Annotated in this window: 14 protein-coding genes and 2 pseudogenes; 11 read left to right on the top strand and 5 right to left on the bottom strand. The window is 66.6% G+C overall.

Features of this window, described 5'->3' with window-relative positions; translation table 11 throughout:
• Nucleotides 1-43 precede the first annotated feature (43 nt).
• Entirely contained in the window at nt 44-1,264 is a 1,221-nt protein-coding gene (locus tag ACFQZZ_RS01440) for a WD40 repeat domain-containing protein (protein ID WP_378672638.1), read from the top strand.
• Between the two features lie 21 nt (nt 1,265-1,285).
• Here the strand turns inward: ACFQZZ_RS01440 and ACFQZZ_RS01435 are convergent, their stop codons facing one another.
• Complete coding sequence (locus ACFQZZ_RS01435; RefSeq protein ID WP_378672635.1) at nt 1,286-3,451, bottom strand: WD40 repeat domain-containing protein; 2,166 nt, start codon at nt 3,449-3,451, stop codon at nt 1,286-1,288.
• 419 nt (nt 3,452-3,870) lie between these two features.
• Between ACFQZZ_RS01435 and ACFQZZ_RS01430 the strand changes: the two genes are divergently transcribed.
• The 5 genes and pseudogenes from ACFQZZ_RS01430 to ACFQZZ_RS01410 form a co-directional block, all read left to right on the top strand.
• On the top strand, nt 3,871-8,832 hold the full coding sequence (locus tag ACFQZZ_RS01430) for a WD40 repeat domain-containing protein (RefSeq protein ID WP_378672632.1): 4,962 nt from the start codon (nt 3,871-3,873) through the stop codon (nt 8,830-8,832).
• Complete coding sequence (locus ACFQZZ_RS01425) at nt 8,829-12,281, top strand: hypothetical protein (protein WP_378672629.1); 3,453 nt, start codon at nt 8,829-8,831, stop codon at nt 12,279-12,281. The genes ACFQZZ_RS01430 and ACFQZZ_RS01425 overlap by 4 nt, the downstream gene beginning before the upstream one ends.
• Nucleotides 12,282-12,688: 407 nt before the next feature.
• A complete protein-coding gene (locus ACFQZZ_RS01420; RefSeq protein WP_378672626.1) occupies nt 12,689-14,095 on the top strand; it encodes a selenium-binding protein SBP56-related protein in 1,407 nt (468 codons plus the stop codon).
• A 106-nt stretch (nt 14,096-14,201) separates the two neighbouring features.
• A complete protein-coding gene (locus ACFQZZ_RS01415) occupies nt 14,202-14,981 on the top strand; it encodes an enoyl-CoA hydratase-related protein (RefSeq protein ID WP_378672623.1) in 780 nt (259 codons plus the stop codon).
• A 139-nt stretch (nt 14,982-15,120) separates the two neighbouring features.
• Nucleotides 15,121-15,429 (top strand): annotated as a pseudogene (locus tag ACFQZZ_RS01410) (alpha-mannosidase); the annotation flags it as partial.
• A 245-nt stretch (nt 15,430-15,674) separates the two neighbouring features.
• Here ACFQZZ_RS01410 and ACFQZZ_RS01405 read toward each other — a convergent pair.
• Entirely contained in the window at nt 15,675-16,052 is a 378-nt protein-coding gene (locus tag ACFQZZ_RS01405; RefSeq protein ID WP_378672621.1) for a nuclear transport factor 2 family protein, read from the bottom strand.
• A 354-nt stretch (nt 16,053-16,406) separates the two neighbouring features.
• Nucleotides 16,407-17,321 carry a LysR family transcriptional regulator gene (locus tag ACFQZZ_RS01400; RefSeq protein WP_378672618.1) on the bottom strand — a complete coding sequence of 305 codons (915 nt, stop codon included), beginning with the start codon at nt 17,319-17,321 and terminating at the stop codon, nt 16,407-16,409.
• Between the two features lie 173 nt (nt 17,322-17,494).
• On the opposite strand from ACFQZZ_RS01400, the gene ACFQZZ_RS01395 reads away from it, so the two are divergent.
• Nucleotides 17,495-17,866 carry a DUF4267 domain-containing protein gene (locus ACFQZZ_RS01395; protein ID WP_378672615.1) on the top strand — a complete coding sequence of 124 codons (372 nt, stop codon included), beginning with the start codon at nt 17,495-17,497 and terminating at the stop codon, nt 17,864-17,866.
• 14 nt (nt 17,867-17,880) lie between these two features.
• On the top strand, nt 17,881-18,318 hold the full coding sequence (locus ACFQZZ_RS01390) for a DUF2871 domain-containing protein (protein ID WP_378672612.1): 438 nt from the start codon (nt 17,881-17,883) through the stop codon (nt 18,316-18,318).
• A gap of 31 nt (nt 18,319-18,349) precedes the next feature.
• Here the strand turns inward: ACFQZZ_RS01390 and ACFQZZ_RS01385 are convergent, their stop codons facing one another.
• Together ACFQZZ_RS01385 and ACFQZZ_RS01380 are read right to left on the bottom strand one after the other, a co-directional pair.
• The gene (locus tag ACFQZZ_RS01385) at nt 18,350-18,712 is read right to left on the bottom strand and encodes a hypothetical protein (protein ID WP_378673261.1); all 363 of its coding nucleotides are present in this window, start codon (nt 18,710-18,712) and stop codon (nt 18,350-18,352) included.
• 13 nt (nt 18,713-18,725) lie between these two features.
• A pseudogene (locus ACFQZZ_RS01380) lies at nt 18,726-18,827 on the bottom strand (hypothetical protein); the annotation flags it as partial.
• 542 nt (nt 18,828-19,369) lie between these two features.
• Between ACFQZZ_RS01380 and ACFQZZ_RS01375 the strand changes: the two are divergent.
• The 3 genes from ACFQZZ_RS01375 to ACFQZZ_RS01365 all read left to right on the top strand — a co-directional run bounded on the left by ACFQZZ_RS01375 (nt 19,370) and on the right by ACFQZZ_RS01365 (nt 21,265).
• The gene (locus ACFQZZ_RS01375) at nt 19,370-19,798 is read left to right on the top strand and encodes a tetratricopeptide repeat protein (RefSeq protein ID WP_378673222.1); all 429 of its coding nucleotides are present in this window, start codon (nt 19,370-19,372) and stop codon (nt 19,796-19,798) included.
• A 286-nt stretch (nt 19,799-20,084) separates the two neighbouring features.
• Nucleotides 20,085-20,567 (top strand): hypothetical protein, encoded by a 483-nt coding sequence (locus ACFQZZ_RS01370; protein ID WP_378672610.1) that lies wholly within the window; start codon nt 20,085-20,087, stop codon nt 20,565-20,567.
• 383 nt (nt 20,568-20,950) lie between these two features.
• A complete protein-coding gene (locus ACFQZZ_RS01365) occupies nt 20,951-21,265 on the top strand; it encodes a WXG100 family type VII secretion target (protein ID WP_378672607.1) in 315 nt (104 codons plus the stop codon).
• Nucleotides 21,266-21,267 lie beyond the last annotated feature (2 nt).

Raw genomic sequence — 21,267 nt, 5'->3', positions numbered from 1 at the left:
GTAGTCGGCCACTCGACTTCGGTTCGATGGTTGTTCCGTATGCATGCCTTGCGTTCGACAGCGGATTCGTCCGCGGCGCCGACGGGTTCGTCGGTCGAGGGATCGGCACGCTCACCGAGCGAATTGCCCGCAGCGGGAGTCCGGTTCGCGAATATCCGATCGGATAGTCGCGATAAAAGTTCCTTCGGCGGATCCGACGAGAAATCGAGTACCGGACTACTCGATCTGGCGCCGTCGCGGTCGAGCAGAATCGAATGGAGTAATTGCCTGCGGTTTACCGGAGTGGAGTCGAGAAATGGCTGGTTTGATCAGGACACTCACAGGCGCGCACGACGAGGGCGTCCGCTGCATGGCGATGTCGAGTGATGGAAGCCGGCTGCTGACCGGAGCCCCGCTGGACCACGTTGTCATGTGGGATCTGAACACCGGCATGATCGCGAGGCATCTGTTCTCCGGGATAGACGACGTCCCGCTCGCCGTGGCGTTCTCACCCGATGGCACGCTCGTCGCGGCCGCTACCGAGCGACACTGGGTGATCCTGTTGGACGCGGTGTCCGGCGCCGAGAAAACCCGCACGCCCCTGTCGATGACCACCGAAGGTACCGGTGTCGCGTTCGTGGACAGCGCTTCCCTACTCTCGGCCCATGGCCGCCGGTACTCGAAATACGACCTGTCGCTGACCGAGATCAAGCAGTTCGACGGCTTGCAGAACGGCAGGATCTTCGACATGTCCTTTCCTGCCGGAGGCCGGTTGGTGGCGTCGTTCCACGGTTTCGCCGATCCGGGCGAACCCGAGATCATGGTTTGGGACCTCGACGCCGACCAACTCTTCTGCTCCTTCGCCCGAACAGCGGGAAAGGAGCGGACCGCGATGACGCTGTCACCCGACGGCACACGGATGCTGATGGGTGACATCGACGGCCATATCTCGCTCGCGGCAATGGATTCCACACCACCCGGTGCCATCGTGCGGGAGTTCGAGCCGCCGTCGGGCGCGCCGGCGCCGGCCCTCAGGAAGATGGTGGTCGGTGTCGCGATCTCACAGGACCTGGGATTCGCCGTGTCCGGCGACGAGATCGGCGCATTGCGGATCTGGGAGCTGTCGACCGGCAAGGAACTTCATCGCTTCGACACCGGCATGACCATCACGACCGTCGCGCTGGCACCGGACTCGACCTTCGCCGTCACGGGTGGCTGGGGTCAGGTGGGGGTCGCGGCCGACGGAGTCGCGAAGGTGTGGGATCTGTCCGGCATCGTCGTGTGACCTGCCGCCGGCGGTGGTCGATCAGACATTGAACCCGTGTACCGAGGTTCCCGCGGCGAGGACCAGCAGAGTGCCCGCGGTATCGAAACCGATATCGACCACCGGATCTCGGAGCACCATCCGCCGGATCTCGCCCGCCGCTGCCGCATCGATCATGACTACGGTCTGCGAGTCGGTTCCCACGGCCAGCGTGGACGCCGCGGGGGCGAACTCTGCGGCGTTGATCGGCGCGGGTTCGGCCAGAGTCATCGTGACCGTCGCGCTCGCGGCGGTGACCTGCCAGATCCGCACGGTGTGTTCCGGTGTTCCGGTGACGGTCGCGATCAGCGTCGGGTCGCTGCCGAACGCGACAGCGGTGACACCGGTCGGATGGGCGAGCGTCCGCGAAACGCCGGTGGACGCATCGATCAATGTCACGGTCGAGTCGTCGTTCGCGGTCGCGAGCAGCGAACCGGTGCGGCTGAACGCGAGCGCGCGGACCCGGCCGTCGTGCCGGAAGGGGGGATGGACGATGTCTCCGTCGTCGGCGGCGAGGATGCGCGTATGCCTGTCGGCGCAGCCGGTCGCGATCCATTGTCGATCGGCGCTGATGGCGATCCTGGTCACGCTCATCGGGTGCGGTGACTTCCATCGCGGAGGGTTGTCGTTCGGGTCGGCGCCGGGGGCGAGTGCCCGGAGGAACAGTCTCGCGAACTTGTCGCTGCTCGCGGTGACGATCACGCCGTCGGCTTCCGAACCGATCGCGATGTCGTTGATCGGCCCGAGGTGGCGACCGCGCCAGTGCTCGGTGTCGTCGCGCATGCCGAAGACGCGCAATGTCGCGTCGCTGCCACCTACGGCGCAGAAGTCGGAGACACGCGACACCGCGAGGGCGCTCACCACCCCCGGAATCGTCCGTTCCCGCAGCAGTTCGCCGCTGTCCACACGCAGTGTCGTGAGCCGGCTGGTCTGCTGATCGGCGTACACCGCGGCGACCGTGTCGCTCCCGGCTGCCACGAGGCTGGGGCGTCCTTGCAGCGGGCGCTCCCATCGCGGTTCTCCCGGACTGTTCCCGGTGGAGTAGACGTCGATGAAGCCGCTACCCGGGGTCTCGGCCGAGCCCGCCACGGCGAAGCGGGTGCCAGCGGGGCCGAAGCCCACCGCACCGATGACCTGGGTTCGGTCCTCCCACAGGACCGAACCGGTGGTTGCGTCGAATATCCGGGCGATTCTCTCGCCCGAACCGAACGGACCGAGCGCGCAGACGGTGCGTCCGTCCGGTGCGAACGCGACCGTGCGGGGCAGATCCGCGAACCGGTCGAAGGCGACAGGGCGGAAACGGGCCCGACCGTCGGCGAGATCGAACACGCCGAAGCCTGCCCTCGTGGCGACCGCAACGAGGCCGGCACCGACGGAGATAGCCGCGGGGCCCGCACCCGGCCCGGTCGGCAGTAGTGGGCCCGCGAAGTCGTGCCCGCCGGTGACCTGGAGAGTACGTTCGGCGTGGACCGCACCGGTGTCGGCGTCGAATACGCGAATCGTGGGATCGGGATCGGCGCCGAACGCGAGGATTCGACGATCGTCGTCGTCGAATTCGAAGACCACCGACGCACTGTCACGCAGTGTTGCGCCCGGGACACCGGTCATCGCCGCGAACAGTTGGACTTCGTCCGCATCCGTGCGGACGAGCAGCAGTTTCGCGTTGCGGCCGAACACGATCGGTGGCGGCGGAAGGGTTTGTCGCAGCTCCTGCCGCCATCGCAGGGCGCCGCTCGCGGCCTCGTGGACTTGGACCGCGGCACCGGCTTGGAACGCGAGCAGCGCGCCGTCGGGGCTGAACCGCGGCCGCAATGCCCGAGGCGCGGCGCTCCACAGATCGTCACCGGTGCCCGCATCGATCACGCGGACACGGCCCGCTCCCGGATGTCCTCCGTCCGGCACGGGGGACGACCCGCCGGTGTATGACCACACGATCCGCGCACCGTCCCCGCTGACAGCCAGCCCCGACGGAGTGAGTACGCCGTCGTTGATACGCCAAAGCGGTGCCGCGGTACCCCCGTCCATGGCCGCGAGTCCCCCCGGTCGGGTGGCCGATCCGCGCCAGCAGCCCGCGATCCATTCGTCGGCCGCACCCCAGGTCACGAGCTGGGAGAAGTCGGGGACGAACGGAAGGGAACCGCCCGCGACATGAGTGCCGAAGTCGCTCACGATGTCACCGCCTCGGAGTCGGTAGCCGCCGGGTGTGTTCGCGGCCGGAGAATTCTTGGACGAAGTCCTCTGCCGGTTGCGGATGGATTGCCCAACCTGCTCGTGTGATCTCGTCTCCATTCTGTCGGGGCCTCGGCGGCACGGGATGCGTAGTCGGCTACCTCACCTTCGAGTGTGGCTGTGCGGCAGCGAAGATGCCGCTAGAGCAGTGTGGTGTGGACCGGATACGGCCGTCTCCGAGCCATCCGTTCCACCCGGATCCCATCGACGCGGGAAGTCGGCGGCGGATCGAGGGAATCGAGTACCTTGCTACTCGTTTGCGGCGGTGAGATGCCGGTGACGATGGAACTGCTCGGTCGACATTCGCCATCGATCGCCGTGAGTCCCGAAACGTTGCGGCGCAGGAGGAGTTCGTCGCAATGGAACCGTTACTGCTATTACGTCCGGACGACCATCTCTTCGTCGGCATCAGCTGGTCGGGATTCACGGTGGACGGCACCGACGACGCCGGGATTCCGGTATTGGCCGCAGGCGAGCGCGCCCGGCTGACCCTTGTCTTCCCGCCGCAGCACGTCGCGGAGGAGTGTTCGCCACCGGGATCAGCGGCTCCTGTGCTGCTGCCCGCGGGAACGAGTGGTGCGACGGTTCCCGGCTGGCGCGGGATGCTCTCGGGCCAGAGCCGTGTCGTCTTCGCGATCCCCGCGGGACGGCGAATTCCGTTGACGGCGAGCGGCATACTCGACGCTGTCGTCGGTGTCCCGGTCGTCGTGTCGGCCGGCGTACCCACCGCGAACGACACCGCGGTGGAGCTTCCGTGGCGGACGCTACTCGTGCCGGGACCGCAGACGGCATCGGGCACCGTGGTGTGCCGTCATTCGGTGGAGCCGGTGACGTCCACCGGGGTCAGCGGGATGTGGCGCACCAGGCTCATGGACGCCGCGGCGCAGTCGACGAGCGCGACCGCCGACGCCCTTCTCACCGTGCGTGCCGACGCGGCGACGGCCGACACGGCGGACCCCTCGTTCGGCCCGCAAGCACCCAACAACACGCTCGGCCTGCCGCGATCGGCGCGCACTCGGCTCGCGCTGGAAACGGGGGTCGAACCGGCGACGGCGACGAGGCTGGAACTCAGCTCCCTGGGCGGCACGCTGTACGCGCAGGGAGCGTGGGCCGGGTTCGAGTGGGAACAGCAATCCGTACTCGGACGCGATATGAAGGTCCGCGCCAGGTTCGAAGGTGTCATGTATCCGCTGGGACATCGAGCCGAATACCTCGAGATCGTCACCAGGGAGTTCGACCGGCATCCCACGGCCTCCGGTGCCGCAGTGCTGCGGCGGATCGGCGTTCTCACCATTGTCGAGCCGGTTCGTCGCGCACCCGCCGACGCCGCGCTGCGCCGACAGTTCCCCCTCGGCGATATCGAGATCCGCACGACGACCTTCGCCGATATCGCCTCTCCCAACGGGAGTGTCGCGGGTGCGGCATGGCAGATGACGGCGCTACCCGGAATCGGTATGCAGGCCACCCATTTCCGTCCGACGAGGACCGACACGACCGCGGTGTCCTTTCCGATCCGGTGCACAACCGGCAGCGGGGTCGCGACGTTCGCCGTCCCGCTGCTGTTCGTCGCCGATATCGCTCTCGGCCCGACCTCCTCGTCGCTGACCGACCCTGGACTCGCCCGACGCCTGGCCGCCGACTACGGTGCCGCGCAGGTGCGGTTCGCACCCACTCCGATCAACGTGGCCGACACTCGCACGCGCGGGCGCGGCGATGTGCACGAGGTGCACGGGGTGACGATCGGGGGCATCGCGCAGCAAGCCGACTTCACCGACGGATACCGCGCGGCGCTCACCCAACTCGAGATCGCGTTGCCCGCGCTGCGGGTGCTCCGGGGCGATACGGGTGTCTCGGCGGTGAAGTTCTCGGAGAAGTATCTACAGAACGGAACCGAGGACGTCCTGCTGGAGATGCTGCCGGGGCAGGTCCGCGACATCGATTTCGCCGGGGCCGCCGATAAGTCGGGGGGACTGGTCGCCCCCAAATTCGTCGCCAACGCGATCTCACGGTCGCTCGGCCCGGTCAACCTGCAGGCGATGCCGCAGCCGGGGACGGGAACGATCGATCCGGCGGCGCTGTTTCCCTCCGACCGGGCCTCGCTGCTCGGGTTCCCGCTCAAGACGCTGCTGACGCAGTTGCGGCTGCCGCCGGAGATCACCGCGATCCCGTCGACCGGATCCGCGCCCGAGGTGAGGATGCAGTGGCGTGACGTCGCACTGCGCTCGACGGGGCCGTTCGTCGCACAGCCGAGCACCCGCCTCGACCTGACGGTTTCGGCGGGCCCGAACCGCAACGAAACAGTGTGCAGTGTCAAGGATTTCACCCTCGAACTGCCGCCGGGCCCGAAACGGGTGTTGCGACTGACCTTCGCGAACCTGAAGTTCGCGCAGGTCGACGGCGGCGCACCCGATGTCGATGTCGACGGTGTCGAGGCGGAGTTCCTGGGTGAGCTGAAGTTGCTGGACAAACTCCAGGAAGCGGTGGATCTCGGAGCGGCGGGCAAACTGCTCGACGTATCGCCCCGCGGTGTCGCGGTGCGATACTCCCTGCCGCTGCCCCCGGTGGCCGCGGGCGCGTTCGTCATGCGCAATATCGCCCTGACAGCGGGCATCGACATTCCGTTCAACGGTGATCCGGTGAGCGTCGCGCTCGGATTCGCCAGTCGCGTCAACCCCTTCCAGCTCAGCGTGATGATGTTCGGTGGCGGCGGATACGTCGAGATCCAACTCGACCGGGACGGGCTTCGCCGCCTGGAGGCGGCGCTCGAGTTCGGCGCGTTCGTCGCGGTCGACTTCGTCGTCGCCTCGGGCGAAGTGCACGCGCTCGGCGGCGTCCGGTTCGTGTTGGAGCGCGACGGCGCGGTGACATTGACCGGTTATCTGCGCATCGGCGGCTGTGTGGAGGTGCTCGGCCTCATCAGTGTGTCGATCGAGCTGTGCCTGTCGTTGACGTATCAATCCGAACGCAACGCACTCATCGGTCGCGCGACGCTGGTCATCGAGATCGATCTGACGCTCTGGTCGGACAGCGTCGAACTGGATAGCGGCGAATGGGTTCTCGCCGGTGGGCAGGCCCGTCCCCTCGCCGCGCGCGACCCGGCGGGCGCTCTCGCGCAGTGGGTCGAGTACCGAGCCGCGTTCGCGGGCCTGAGCCGCGGCAAACGACAGCGGGACGGGGACGGCGGCCAAGGGTCGCGATCGGTGATCGAGTCGGAACACGTCCACCTGGGCCTCGACGTCGAATTGCCGCACTCCGCGGAAAGGGTCGCCGCGAGTCGGTACGGCCGTTGGTTCGCGGCCGCCCCCAACGGGTTGTTGAACGGACTGTCGGGCCTGTCCCCGCAGTGGGGAATCACGGTGGTCGACGGCATGTCGGGTGAGATCGTCTGGAACAAACCGGAAATGAGCGCCGCGGATCTCGCCTTCGCGCCCGACGGACGGCACCTTGTGGTGAGCACCCTGAGACAGGACGGGACCACGGGAATTCTCTGCTTCGATTCGGCGAGCGGCGAACAGCTGTGGGAGGCACCGGGCGGCGGCTTCCTCTGCTTCGGCCCCGACGGCACCCGGCTCGGTGTCACCGGCTCCAGCACCCAGGACGGTTCGTGGTCGCACAGTTTCATGCTCGACGCGGCGACCGGCGCACTGCTCGCCGAGGAGGGCGGCGCGACGGCGCGGCCGCGGTTCAGCATGGACTCCAGGCTCATGTGTACCGCGTGCCCGTCGGTTGTCGACGCCGAAACCGGCGACAGGCGATGGCAGGTGAGCGAACACCGGTTCGTCCCTTCGGCCGCGACATTCACCCTCGAGGACGACGCGGTCCTGTGCGCCAGCACGACCTCGGGAACCATCGCGACCTACGAGCTGCGGAACGGGGCCGACGGCCTACCTCCGACGCGGTCCGTGGTCGACGCACCGGAACTGACCGCCGCGGATATCTGGTTCGACACGATCGGCTTCAGCCCCGACCGCAGCAAGCTCGTGCTACTGAGCGTGCAAGACCTCGCACTGCTCTCGACCGCGGACGGGCGCGTTCTGCATCGGTTCCCGAAGACCCGCCAGTCCTACTCGGTGGCTGCCGCGTTCCGGCCCGACAGCGACCAACTCGCGGTCAATATCCCGCTGTCGCCCGCCCCGCCCGACACACCGAATGCGGGCCTGTCGGTGATCGACACACGCACCGGGTCGACGGTCTGGTCCGATCCCGGTCTCGACGTCACCGACCTCGCGCTCAGCGGTGACGGAGGACGTATCGCGGCGGTAGGCGCGGACTTCCTGCGCGTCTACGAACTCGGCACCCGAGCTCGGTCGCGGCGCGACTGCGGGGCCTCGATCTCTTTGTCCGCCGTCAGCGCCGCGGCCGCGGGTATCGCCGCGGTGGCGGGTATCGCCGCGGACGCGGCGCAGTCCTGGCTGACCGTGTTCCGCGTCACCACCGGTGAGGCCATGCTCGAACGCGGCCATGACGGAATCGTCAGCGCGGTGGCGGTCAGTCCCGACGGGCACAGCGTCGTGACCGCGAGCAGTGACGGACGCTGCCGCCTCTACGACACCCTCACCGCCGCTCGATGGAGCGCGCGCCACGATGCGCGGGTCAACGCGGTGGCCTTCAGCGATGACAGCCGCTGGGTGGCGACGGCCAGTGCCGACCGCACCGCCCGCATGTTCGAGCGGACACAAGGGGCGGATTCCGAGGAACAGGTCCCGCTGTGGTCCGCGGCCCATCCGCAGTCGGTCACCCACATCGTGTTCGGGCCGGACTCGGCCTGGGTGGCGACCGCCTGCGTGGACCGCAAGATACGGATACTTTCTGCCGCGACCGGAGCCGAATTACACGCCCCGATCGCGCACGACGCGCGCATCCGTGCGTTGGCGGTCAACGGAAATACGCTCGTCAGCGCGAGCGACGACGCACGCGCGATGGTCATCGACGCGGGCACCGGGGAGTACAGATTCCGCCCGCTCGAGCATCCGGGTCCGGTCACGACGGCGGCGCTGTCGAGAGACGGCGCACTGCTCGCCACCGCGGGGACCGGAAACGATGTCTATCTCTGGGAGATCGGCGGTGCCGAAGCGGTACGGCTGCCCGACGTCACGACTCGCGCCGTCGTCGACGACCTCGCGTTCACCGCAGGCGGAGACCTCGTCGTCGCCACCGCTCACCGGGTCGTCGCCGTCATCGATCCCGCCACGGGATACGAAACGGAACGATTGATCCACCCGAAACCGGTGAGCCACATGGTTTCCGGCATCGACGGTGCCGTATTCGTCACCGCCTGCGCGGACAACGTGGCCCGCGTCTACGAAATGGGGAAGGAATGAGTGAATTGCTCTGGGTCGGCGTCCCCAGCGGGCGGCGCGCGACGGAGGCGTCGGTGCGAGTCCTCGTCGTCCCCAAGCTCGCGGAGGGCAGCCTCGGCGACTTCGGATTGCAGGATTGGCCGGCGACGCTCAACGACGAGGTGGGCTTCGAGATCCGCCTGCGCACGGCGACGGGTGAACGCAGCACGCAGCACATCCCCAGCCTGGTCAGCCGGGCGAGATCGGAACTGTGGTCCGAATTCTTCGGCGGCGACGCCGGTCTCGTCAGGGCGTGGAGAAACAGGACACGTGCGGCCCCTGTGGTCTCGGATACGTTCCGCACCGGCACGAAGGTCGCCACGACTGTCCGGCGCCTGACCAGGACCGGAGCCGACAAGAGCCGTGAGGAGACCACAGCCGCCCTCGACGCCGAGATCGCGGGGTGGGCCGACTCGGCCGTGAGCACGCCAGCGGGCGAGGTCGAACCACCGCTGCCCGTGGTCGCGGACTTTCACCGCACGGTGTCGAACCTTCGCGAACACCCCGCGGTGCTGCTCGAACTCGGACTGGTATTCGAACTCCGCATCCCCGTCGCGGACCTGGAACCCGGTACGTGGTCGCTCTCGGTTCGCTGTTCGGATCCGCCGTTCCTGCGCCAGTTCGTCACCTCACCGTGGACCCGCTACGAACTCACCGACACGGTCTTCCGGCCCGCTCCCGCCGATGCGGCCTCAGGAATTCGCGCGGGCGTGCTCGACCTGTCGGATTCCGTCTCGCTCACCGATCCGACCGCCGCACCCGCGCAGAAACGATGGGCCATATCCACATTCGACATCGATGGGGCTGCCGACGGCCTTCGCCAAGCCGCGCACGACTACGCGCTGAACCCGCCGGACCACCCGGTCATGCCACCGATTCGGTCGTCGGGTATCGCGCTGATCCGGCCCGCCCGGCGACGGGACTTCGAACAGCGGCGCGGTGCGGCGGGCCGCCGCGACGCGAGCGCGATGGGCGATGCGGTGCTCACGGCCGAGGACCTGGTGCTCGGCTACCGCGTGGATGTCCGGCGCGAGGGTGCTGCGTGGCAGTCGGTGTGCGAACGGGACGCGAGCTACCGCGTCAACGGCGTCGACATCGTGGCGGGCCGAGAAGAAGGTCACGTCAAACCCTTCGCAGCCGTGCGCGGAGCCGACGGCACGCTGCGCGCCGACGAGGTCGTGCTGCGCTGGGTTGGTTGGAACCTGGCGGTTCCCATGCCGAATCTGCGCGGCGACACCGGCGGTCCGGCCGACAATCCCGCACACCCCCTGCCGTTCGATTTCCGCTGGGACTTCGCGATTCCCCGCGGCCGAATGCCCGCCCTGCGATTCGCCGACCTCTATCAACTGCGCGTCCGTATCGCCGACATGGCGGGCGGCGGACTCACACCGGAGGAGTTGCGGGATAACACGATCGCGAGCGCGAATGTGAGCTATCTGCGCCACGAGCCCGTCCAGCCACCCACCCTGCACGGCCCGGCCGGATACGCGGCGGGTGCTGGGATCGAGCGTCTGGTGATTCGCAGCGACCACGACATGACGGTCGCGCAGATCCACACCGCGGACCCCGACTATCCGGCGACCGAGTCACGCACCATACGCCCGCCGACCGTGCCCTTCCCGCTCATCGAGCAGCACCGCATGTTCGACGACCTGTCCGACCCGGAATCGTTCGCGCTCGCTCAGCGGGCCATGCGTTCCGACGGCGCGGGCGCGGGCCTGCCCGACCCGGTCGCGAACGGGATACAGGCATTCGTGGCGAAGACCGAACTCGGGCTCGCCACGTCGATCAGCGATCTGAGCGCGTGGGCACCGTCCTGGCCGGACCCGGCGCCGAAGACGATTCGACTCGAAGAGAACTCGGGCGCAAGGCCGATCACCGTGCACTGGGCGGGTGACACCCTCGAGGTGACCCTCGCCAAGGCGAAGCAGGCGACGATCGAGTTGACCTCGACTCTCGACGGCGAGCTGTCGAATCATCTGGCGATCAGCGATTTCCTCGCGGGCAGCGGCGCGGGCGATCCCACGATCTCGCCCGACGGCACCAAACTGGGTCGCAACCCGATTGTCACGCCGCCGCGCCGCGTGCTCGTGGTGCACGCCGTCAAACGCCCGCTGCGCGAACCACGGTGGGATCTGCCCGCCGCCGCTGTCATTCGGAATCAGCACGATACGACAGTGCTGCTCGAGCCGACCTTCCCGGCGGCGGGGCCCGACGCCGGACTCGACACCGACAGCACCGGCCGGTTGGACGTGGCGGCCGCATGGACCGAATTCGCTGATGTCGGACCGCAAGCGGGTTCGGGCGAACGACAGGTCACCCTCGCGCATCTGCACAGTCAGACCATCGCGCGCGGCGAGCTGCCGCCGGTCAGGATCCGGCACGAGTTCGGCGATACCAAACACCGCACCGTCACCTACACCCTCCACGCGACCAGCCGGTTCCGGCAATACTTCAAACCGACCGAACCCGAATCGGCGTTCGAGCTGACCCGCGCCCAGGCACCGGTCGACGTCCTGTCCTCGGCGCGCCCGAGCGCGCCGACGGTGCTCGGTGTGGTGCCCGCGTTTCGCTGGACACAGGAGCGGATCGGTCCCGATCGCATCGAACTCACCAGAGCATGCGAGCGCGTGCGGGTCGAACTGGCGCGTCCCTGGTACGAAACCGGTGAGGGGGAACAGCTCGCGGTTCTCGTCGCGCCGACCTCCGATCCGCCTCCGTCGATCAGCGGCGTTGTCACCCGCATGGGGCGTGACCCGTTGTTCGGCACACCGGCGACCGAGCCGTTTCCACCGTCGTCGTGGTTCGCGGGCGCGGCGGACCCGGCCGAGGTCGATCTGGCCGAAGTGGGCCGACCGGTCACCGTCGTACCGTTCTCGGTGACACCGAGCGGTGACCGCTGGTTCGCCGACGTCGAATTCGCGGTGCCGCCCGAACGCCAGTCCTACAACCCGTTCGTTCGGCTCGCGGTCGCGCGCTATCAACGCGACAGCCTCGACGGGCTAGAGCTGTCCCCGGCCGTGATCGCCGAAAGTGTTCCGCTGCTTCCCGACCGCCGCGTGGTTGTCGAACGCCGTGGATCGCAGCTGCACGTCACCGTGTCCGGCACCTCGCCGACTCCGCTCAACCGTGTGGAAGTCGTGCTCGAGACCTGCCCGGCCTCGGTCGAGCCCGAACGGCTCGATCTCCTCGTCGACGACCCCGACGTGGACTCGGCGCTGCCCGTGTGGCGGCCGGTACCCGGCCATACCGTCGAGCGCGGTCAGGACGGAACCATTCCTCCCTTGCCGCTACCCGCATCCGCGGGTCACCTTCGGCTGCGTCTGCGGGAGACCGAACATTTCGCCGGTCGCGACGATCCCCAGATATCCCGGGAGCTCGCCGATCGCACTGTGTTCGTCGGCGCGATCGTGCTGCCCGCCGAGTGGTAGCACCCGTCGGGCCGACAGTGACGGCGGCGCAAGGAAACCGCGTACTCGCGTGCGGTGCCGCGCTCAGTGGGTAGTCCGCCGATGAGGCTCAGCCGCCGAGCGCTGCCGTGATCCGCCGATCGCTCCCGCCGCCCTGGGCATCCCGGGCCACCAACCCCAACGACTTCGATGCCGCGAGGAGGCCGTCCCGGGTGCACACCGACGAGGCGCTAGCAGTCGGTCCGTAGTAGGCCTTGAAGAAGTCGCGGAACTCGGGCGCACTGGTGGATCTACGTCGAAAGGCCGAGACTGGTTACTGCCTGCCCGCGCCATTACAGCACGCGACCACACGGGTCGCGCCCACCTCGGAACCGCCAGATCGGGCGAGGTGCGTGGGTCTCCGCCTATCGACATCAAGGAGGCTGGAAATGAATCACTCAGACATGGACCCGACCTTCTATCGGAGCGCAGCGGAGGCGGCGGCCGCGCCACCGGAGCGGCTCGCATACGTTGTTGCGTTCGACCGCGCGGCACAGCAGCCAGATGCGCTGTCAGTAGTCGATGTCGATCCGGGCTCGGCCACCTACGGCCGGGTGGTGGGCTGGACCGAGGTACCCCACCTGGGCAACGAGCTGCACCATTTCGGCTGGAACGCCTGCAGCAGTGCGCTGAAGCATGAGGGCCACCACATGGAGGGGCTGGCTCGGCGGTACCTGATCGTGCCGGGTCTGCGCTCGTCGCGCCTGTACGTGTTCGATACCCAGCCCGACCCACGCCACCCCACCCTGTCCAAGATCGTGGACGGCTCCGAGCTCGCGGCCAAGGCCGGCTACTCCCGTCCACACACGCTGCACTGCGGGCCGGACGGTGTTTTCATGACCTGCCTTGGCGGGGCAGACGGATCGGATGGGCCGGGCGGGATCGCGCTGCTCGATCACGGCACGTTCGATGTGCTGCGGCAATGGGAGACCGACCGTGGGCCGCAATACCTCGCGTACGACGCCTGGTGGCATCTCAACCAGAACACGCTGATCAGCAGCGAGTGGGGCACCCCGTCCATGATCGAGGACGGGCTGCAGCCGGAGCTGCTGCTGGCCAACAAGTACGGCCACGCGATCCACTTCTGGGACCTCACCGCCGGTCGGCACCAGCAGCGGATCGATCTCGGCGAGCAGTACCAGATGCCACTCGAGCTGCGCCCTTCGCACGATCCGGACGCCACCTGGGGGTTCGTCGGCGTGGTGATCTCGACCGAGGATTTGTCGGCCTCCGTGTGGCGTTGGCACCGTGATGGTGGCGTGTGGGCGGTCGACAAGGTGATCACCATCCCGGCCGAGCCGGCTGATCCCGACCTGCTGCCGCCGGCACTGAAACCGTTCGGCGCGGTGCCGCCGCTGGTCAGCGACATCGACCTGTCGGTCGACGACGCTTACCTCTACGTATCGTGCTGGGGTACCGGGGAGCTCCAGCAGTTCGACGTGCGCGACCCGGCTAACCCGAAACAGACCGGGTCGGTCCGGCTCGGCGGGATCGTGGGCCGCACCGCCCACCCGGCCGCGCCGAACCAGCCGCTTGCCGGCGGCCCCCAGATGGTCGAGATCAGCCGCAACGGTCGGCGGGTCTACCTCACCAACTCGCTCTATGGCGCGTGGGACGATCAGTTCTACCCAGACGGGGTTGGCGCCTGGATGGCCGTGATGCACACCGATCCCGACGGCGGAATGACCATCGACGAGTCGTTCTTCCCGCACGACGAGGACTTTCGAGGTCTGCGGGTACACCAGGTGCGCCTCCAGGGCGGCGACGCCTCCTCCGACTCCTACTGCTACCGGTAGTGAGGGGCGACGAGCGGGAATCGGCGGTGATCGGTGTTGCGTCGCTGCCACAGCGGAATCGCGCTGATCGGCGGCCCCCGCGGCGCGGGAGATCTACCGTGGAGGCATGACCACCTTGGAGTATCGGCATTTGCTGGTCGCCCGGGACGGCGACACTATGCGAATCACCATGAACCGGCCGGAGCGGCGCAATGCGCTGTCGAGCGAACATCTGGCCGAGCTGCTCGCCGCGTTCCGGGCCGCTGGCGAGACCGGTGCCACCGGGATAGTTCTCGGGGCGCGCGGTCCGGTGTTCTCCGCGGGACACGATTTCGGCGACGTCGCCGCGCGTGACCTGCTCGGCGTGCGGGAGCTGCTCACGCTGTGCACCGAGCTCATGTCGACCATCGAGTCGGTGCCGCAGGTGGTGATCGCGCGGGTGCATGGTCTGGCGACGGCAGCCGGCTGCCAGCTGGTTGCCTCGTGCGACCTGGCCGTCGCCGCCGAGTCAGCCAACTTCGCGCTGCCGGGTGGCAAGGGCGGCTGGTTCTGCCATACCCCGGCGGTGCCGGTGGCCCGCGCCGTGGGCCGCAAACGCCTGATGGAACTGGCCCTGACCGGCGACCCGATCGATGCACGCACTGCGGAACAGTGGGGCCTGATCAACCGCGCGGTGCCCGACGCCGAGTTGGACACCGCAGTGGACGAGTTGCTCGCCCGCGCCACTCGGGGCAGCCGGGCCAGCAAGGCACTCGGCAAACGAACCCTCTACGCGCAACTCGACCGCCCCGAAGCCGACGCCTACACCATCGCCTTGGAAGTCATGGCCGGCGCCGCTCAACTGCCCGGCGCTCGGGAAGGAATGGCGGCCTTCCTGGAGAAGCGCCCACCCGTCTGGCGGGATTAGCGCCGCAACGGCTGCACCTTCGTGTGCTGGTGCCCGGTTGGCTGCTGCGCCCTGTTCTGAATGTCCGAACTCGTCTGCACTGGTGACTTGATCGGTTGGGTCCGTTCACTCTGAACAGGCTGAGCGTGGTTACCGGATCCACACATTCCTGTGGGTGGGCATCGACGGAACCCGGATCTTCACCCATTTTCCGCCGGTCGACACTTATAACTGCTCGATGCATGGCCGCGAGATCGCGCATGCTGCAAGGAATTTCAAAGACAAGGGCCGGGCGTCGATGTCACTGGCACCGACCGGGTGGGGCGACGGCGGTGGCGGGACGACACGGGAGATGGTCGCCAAGGCCGCCAGGATGAAGTACCTCGAGGGCTCGCCGAGAGTGGTGTGGGACACCCCCGCCGCCTTCTTCGCCAAGGCCGAGGCCGAGGCCGAGTATCAGAACCCGCCGACGTGCAGGAGAAGGTAGCCCTCGAAGCGCTCACGGCGCACCCCACCGACTCAACGAACGCCTTACTGGCGGTACGCAATCTCACGAAACCGCCGAATCTCGTGATTGTAGCTAATGCGGCCGCAGGCCCCCACCGCTCATCAATTCTCATTATTGGGAACGACTGGAGGACGAAACCGGCGGGCAAAGCCGTTGTGGCCCCCTGGGCGGTCCGGACCACCCGCTCCCCGCCGGATGAACCCGCGCTAGATGCTCCGCAACCCGCCGAAGAACCCGACGATCCTACGGATTCGCCCCTCCGCGGAGACCTCCAGGAAATCCACTCCATCAGGCAACGCCGTACCATCCGCCCGCACCAGCCGCCACCCGAACCGAGCCATCCCATGATGAGCATCTACCCGGCTGACCCGCATCACCCGCATCCCCGGCTGCTGCGCGAACACCGCATCGATATGAACCGCCAACTCATCGACCCCACTGGTGTGCACAGTCGGATCGGTATACGTCGCACCCTCCGCCAACACGTCGCCGAGAAACCTCCGCCGCCGCACCGGATCCGGATCACTCCACCCCTCACAGTACGTATCGATCAGCGCATCGAACACACCATCCGCCTCAGCCATTCCGCCATCCTCACCCTGTACCCGGCAATATCACCCAGTGTGGGTCACGAAGCGACACAGCACAGCACCGGGCGCGATTACGTCGAACCTTGACTCGATCCCCGGGCAACAGGTCTCGTAGGTGTTCAAATCGCCAACAGATACGAGAAGCGCCGAAATCCCGTGCTTTGCAAAGGATTTCGGCTCTTGCTGTGTACCTAAGCGGACCTCTTTCAAACCGTGAGGGTTTGGAAGAACCCGCTTTGGTACGCCTAACCCATACCCTTTCAAACATGCCGCGATCTTTGGATCGCGTGGAACACAAGCGGGTGATTCGCCACAACTTGGCGATCAGCCGCCTGTTCGGGTCGCGTCTCAGCTCCTGAATTGGTTGCCTACATCGACCGCCACCTGCACGAGCGCTTCGACCCGTCGAGTGAGTCCCGTGCTCATCCAACCCAGGCCGAACTGCAGCGGTGGGGCGTCGGTGACAGGGACGAAGGTGACGTCAGGGCGCGTGTAGAACAGTGGCGCTTGAGTGGTTGTCAGGTAGACCCCCTTGCCCGCACCGACCAGGGCGAGGATTTCCTGGAAGGTGGTCGCCGTGGGGCCGGGTGGAATGCGGCGGCCGGAGGGGGTGCGCTTGGGATGGTGGAATTCGTCGAAGTCAGCTGGTAGCTCGGGTGGGTTCTGGATCATCTCGACGTCGGCGAGGTCTTCCAGCGACACCGTCTGTCTGCGGGCGAAGTCATGGCCGGACGCAACCGCGAGCATCTTGTCCTCAGAGATCAGCGGAGGGCCGATGGCCATGTCGGGCTCACACATCGGGAAGCAGCACAGCAGGGCTTCGACCTCACCCGAGCGCAACCGGTTCGCACCATCGCTGAGCTGCATCTCAGTAATCCGCACTTCGCACTCGGGGTAGCGCGCGTGAAACTTCTCGCCGACCTCAAGCAGATACCGGCCACCAGCGGATCCGAAATACCCGACCCTCAACGTCCCGGCGATTCCTCGTCCGGCCAGTCTGGCGTTCCGCACGCTACGTTGCATCTGCTCATAAGCAGGGCGCAGTTCGTCACGCAGCTGCGCCCCGACTGGCGTGAGCGCGACCTTGCGGCTCGTCCGGTCGAACAATGCCGCCCCGACCTGGCGTTCCACTGCCTTGATCGTCTTGCTGACGTGTGCCGTCGACACCCGAAGCCGTTCGGCGGTCCGACCGAAGTGCAGTTCCTCGCACAACGTCAGGAACGCCTCGATCTCGTTTCGCTCCACCGTTGCCCTCGTGATCATTGCCCGCTGGTTAACGACCCTTGGGTGATTTGTCGTTGATCACGGTCGGCGAACGCTTGATCATAGAACGTCCTACGAAAAACATTCAGAGGGGTCGGTTTTGACCTGGCGGCAGCGGCCGTCCCGCAATTCACCGGCCCAACGTTTCACTGTCTCGTCCTGAGAGTTGGATCATGCTCACCGCCATCGCCTATGGCCTCGCCATCTTCCTCATCGTCTTCGTGCTGTTCATCGGAGCACGGTTTCTGCTGACCCCGGAATCCGCCGCGGAGGGCTTCGGCGTTCCCGCCAAACCGGACGGCGACGCCGCCTACCTGACCGTCAAAGGATTGCGTGACTTCACCTCCGGCGTCCTCGGCCTCGCGTTGATCATCTTCGCCGACGCCGACGCGGTCGGCTGGTACATGCTCGCGGTCTCCCTGACTCCCTTCGGGGACACGCTCATCGTCCTGCGAAACGGCGGAACAAAAGCCACCGCCTTCGGCATCCATTTCGCCACCGCCGTGGTTGTGCTGATCAGCGCCGCCCTACTCTTCATCGCCTGAATCCGAGGACTGTCGTGAAAAAGATCTACAACGCAGCGCACATCTACATGATCGTCGGCCTCGTCTCCGGCCTCTACTACCGCGAAATCACCAAACTCAACGACTTCACCGGCGACTCCCAACTAGGACTCGTCCACACCCACCTGCTGGCCCTTGGCATGCTGTTCTTCCTGATCGTCTTGGCGCTGGAGAAAATGTTCACGCTCACGGCGGGCAAGCTGTTCAACCCGTTCTTCTGGACCTATAACGCGGGCCTAGCACTAACCGTCACAGTGATGACCGTTCGCGGCACCCGGACAGTCCTCGGCCACGAAACCAGCGAAATAGCAGCCCATCTCGCCGGAGGCGGCCACATCATCCTCACCGTTGGCCTGGTCCTGTTCTTCATCACCCTGGGCAAACGCGTCACTGAAAACCCCGCGCCGGTCCGATCCGAAAGTCTTGTCTCGTGAAAGACGCGCCGATCCGCGCATTCGCGTTACTTCAGGCGAGCGTTACGTGCGTCTGCGGCGTGACCGCCGTCTGGGTGCGCAGACCGGCGGCAAAAACTGCCACCCACCCCCGGGCGATGAACGAGGCAATGGCGAAAGTGACGCTCGTCGAGCCGGGGATCGTGAACGGCAGAACCGCGAACACGACGAACACGACCGCGCTCACCACCGCACCCGCGGTGTTGCCCTCCGACCGCAACCGCCGGAATGCCACAGCGCAGAAGCCGAGCAGTCCGACCCCGGCGACACCGGACGCGACACCGTGCAACGCTCCGTGCCAGGTAGCGACCTCGGCCGCTCCGACCGGATACCCGGCTCGGATCGCAGGCGAACAGACCGGCTCCGACCAGCCCAACCGCGAACACGCCCACCAACCGTGGTGCCCACACTCGCCCGATGCCCGCAACCATGCGCTGACGCATCCCGACCGCGACGACAGCGAACAGCGCGCCGGTGAGGATGAAGTTCACGGCCTGGATCCAGCCGTTCGGCGCGGTGGCGATTCATCACCAATCTGAACGGCGTCCAGAAGGCTAGATTTCATATTGAAGCCAGGGGCATGGATCGACTTGATCGCGGACGTCAGAGGTGACAAGTATCCGCGGTGACCAAGTGCGGCAAGCGCTTTCGCCTGGACTGTGGCTACGCGCTCTCCTTCCGCGCCGCGTCCTTTCGAGGTTCGGGATGTCGGTGACGAAGGGCGGAAGCGCGCCAAGCGACGAAGGTATCGCGGCCCGCGGCCCTGCTCAGCGCCGCCACCGGCACCGACTTCACCCTCGACCAGCTCTACCAGCGGGTCGATCAACTCCTGCGTCAACGCGGTCACCCCCGCCCGCGACGGCGAAGCGTCAACGTCGCCGGGGACCTGCGCATTTTCAGCGCGGACCCGTCCGCCGACCTCGGAGACCCGAAGGAATTGTTCGAGCGCGGTCTCGATGCTGCCGACCAAGGCGATCTTCCCCAGGCAGAGTTCTCCTGGCGGCACGCCGCATCCCAAGGTCACCTCGGCGCGATGAACAACCTCGCCAATCTCCTCTCTACTCAGAGCAAAGCCCGCGAAGCGCACGATTGGTATCGCAAGGCTGCCGAACAGGGCAACCTCATCGCCATGGTCAATCTGGCGAACCTGCTGCATAAGGTCAAGGCATTCAACGACGCCGAACTCTGGTGGCGCCGAGCCGCAGAGTTCGGCAACACCGACGCCATGCACAATCTCGCCGTAGCGCTGGACAAATCGCTCCACGTCGACGAAGCCATCACCTGGTACCAGCGGGCCGCCGAAGCCGGTCACGCCGACGCCATGCACAACCTCGCCATCCGCCACCGCTACCTCGGCCAACTCGCCGAAGCTACAGACTGGTGGCATCGCGCCGGACACCAACGCGCACAACGTGCCAACGAAAAGCCGCGAGGTCTCGTCACGCGGAGATCGTCACGGTGAATCACCGCACCCATGTGCCTCTGTAGCATCGAGTCCCGGCCAGGAGAAGCAGTTCCATGTCTGGCGAAATCAGCGTGCGCGCGGTCGGAGCTCGTCGCGGACTTTCCGATGCCGAATGCGTGGGTTTGCCGCAGGTCTCGAACACTCCCTCCGCCGGTTACATAGGCGGGTTGCAGTTCGAGCAGCACTGATCGACTATCGCGCAGGCTCGACGACAAGCTGATACCGTCGAGCTGCGGATCCATCAGCGGCACAACGGATTTCGAATATCAGGGGGTAGGTCATCATGAACTCGGCGATCTTGGCCGCAATCGCTGCCCTCGTCGGCATCGCGGTCGGGCGACTCTGGGATGCGCGTTCCGAGTCCACACGATGGCGTCGCGATCAGAAGACTGCCAGCTATCAGCGTTACGCTGAGGAGTTCCAATCCATTTATGAGGTAATCCGGGCACTCGCCATCGCAGATCCCGACACGGACACCTTCGCTGGGATGGTTGCCGACGCCCGCACCAATGGGTTCAAGGCCTGGGATAGCGCCTTCATTGCGGTCTGGCTCCATGGCTCGGCGCCGGTGGTCTCCGCCGCAACGGCGTTGGACCGCAGGGTGACTGAACTCTTCTACGAGGCGCAACACCGCCGGTTTCCGGTTGAGGACTGGGAGCAGATACGGATCCCAGCCCGACGAGCCTTCGAAAGCTTTATTGCCGCCGTTCGGCATGAACTGGCGCTCTCGCCTCCTCAGATCCAATTCTTTCCGGACACCCAGTAAAGCGAACGCGCATCACACGCCGGTCGACTTCCTGGGATCGTCGGCCACTGTCGGCCGAAGGGTAGTGCATATTTCGGATACCACGGCTGCGGGGAGGAGGAGTTCGATAAGGGCGCGATCGGTCGCACCCTTCGGCATCGCTGATCGAATCCGATTAGGATACAACAGATTTCGCGAGTTCATTACACGCGGTCGCCGAGGAACCGAACTGGGTCCCGACGGGCCGGCTTGCTCTAGTGCTTGTGGCGTCTGAGGGCTTTGTTGGGCTTCGATCAGGGTATCGGCAGGGGCGAACGCTGCGCAGCGACACGGAACCGGGCGGTCCTTCGTTGCGTCCTATAGTTCAGAGGCAATCCGTGGACAGCATTACGAGGGGAGAAGGCATGTCCGACGAACTCCGGGTCGAGTTGGATCGACTCCGTGATGCTGCCCGATTCATCACTGACAAAGCCCAAACCATCAGGGACGGGGTCGTGCAGCTCGACAACACGGTCGGCAAGGAGCTTCTCTCGGACGGCTGGCAAGGCAGAGCCGCGTCCGCCTACGACGAGTCGTGGGTCGAGTGGAAACAGGGTGCCGACGAGATCGTCGCTGCGCTCGAGACCTCGGCGGCGAAGCTCCTCGAGTCGGCCCACAGGTATGAGATGCGCAACCTCGCTAACAGCGACGCGCTCACGCAAGCGCAAGATCAGGTGTAGGC

The organism is Nocardia sp. GCM10030253 (assembly GCF_042675075.1).
Taxonomy (GTDB): Bacteria; Actinomycetota; Actinomycetes; order Mycobacteriales; family Mycobacteriaceae; genus Nocardia.
The sequence above is the reverse complement of the archived record's forward strand: the minus strand, read 5'-3'. Positions and strand labels throughout refer to the sequence as shown.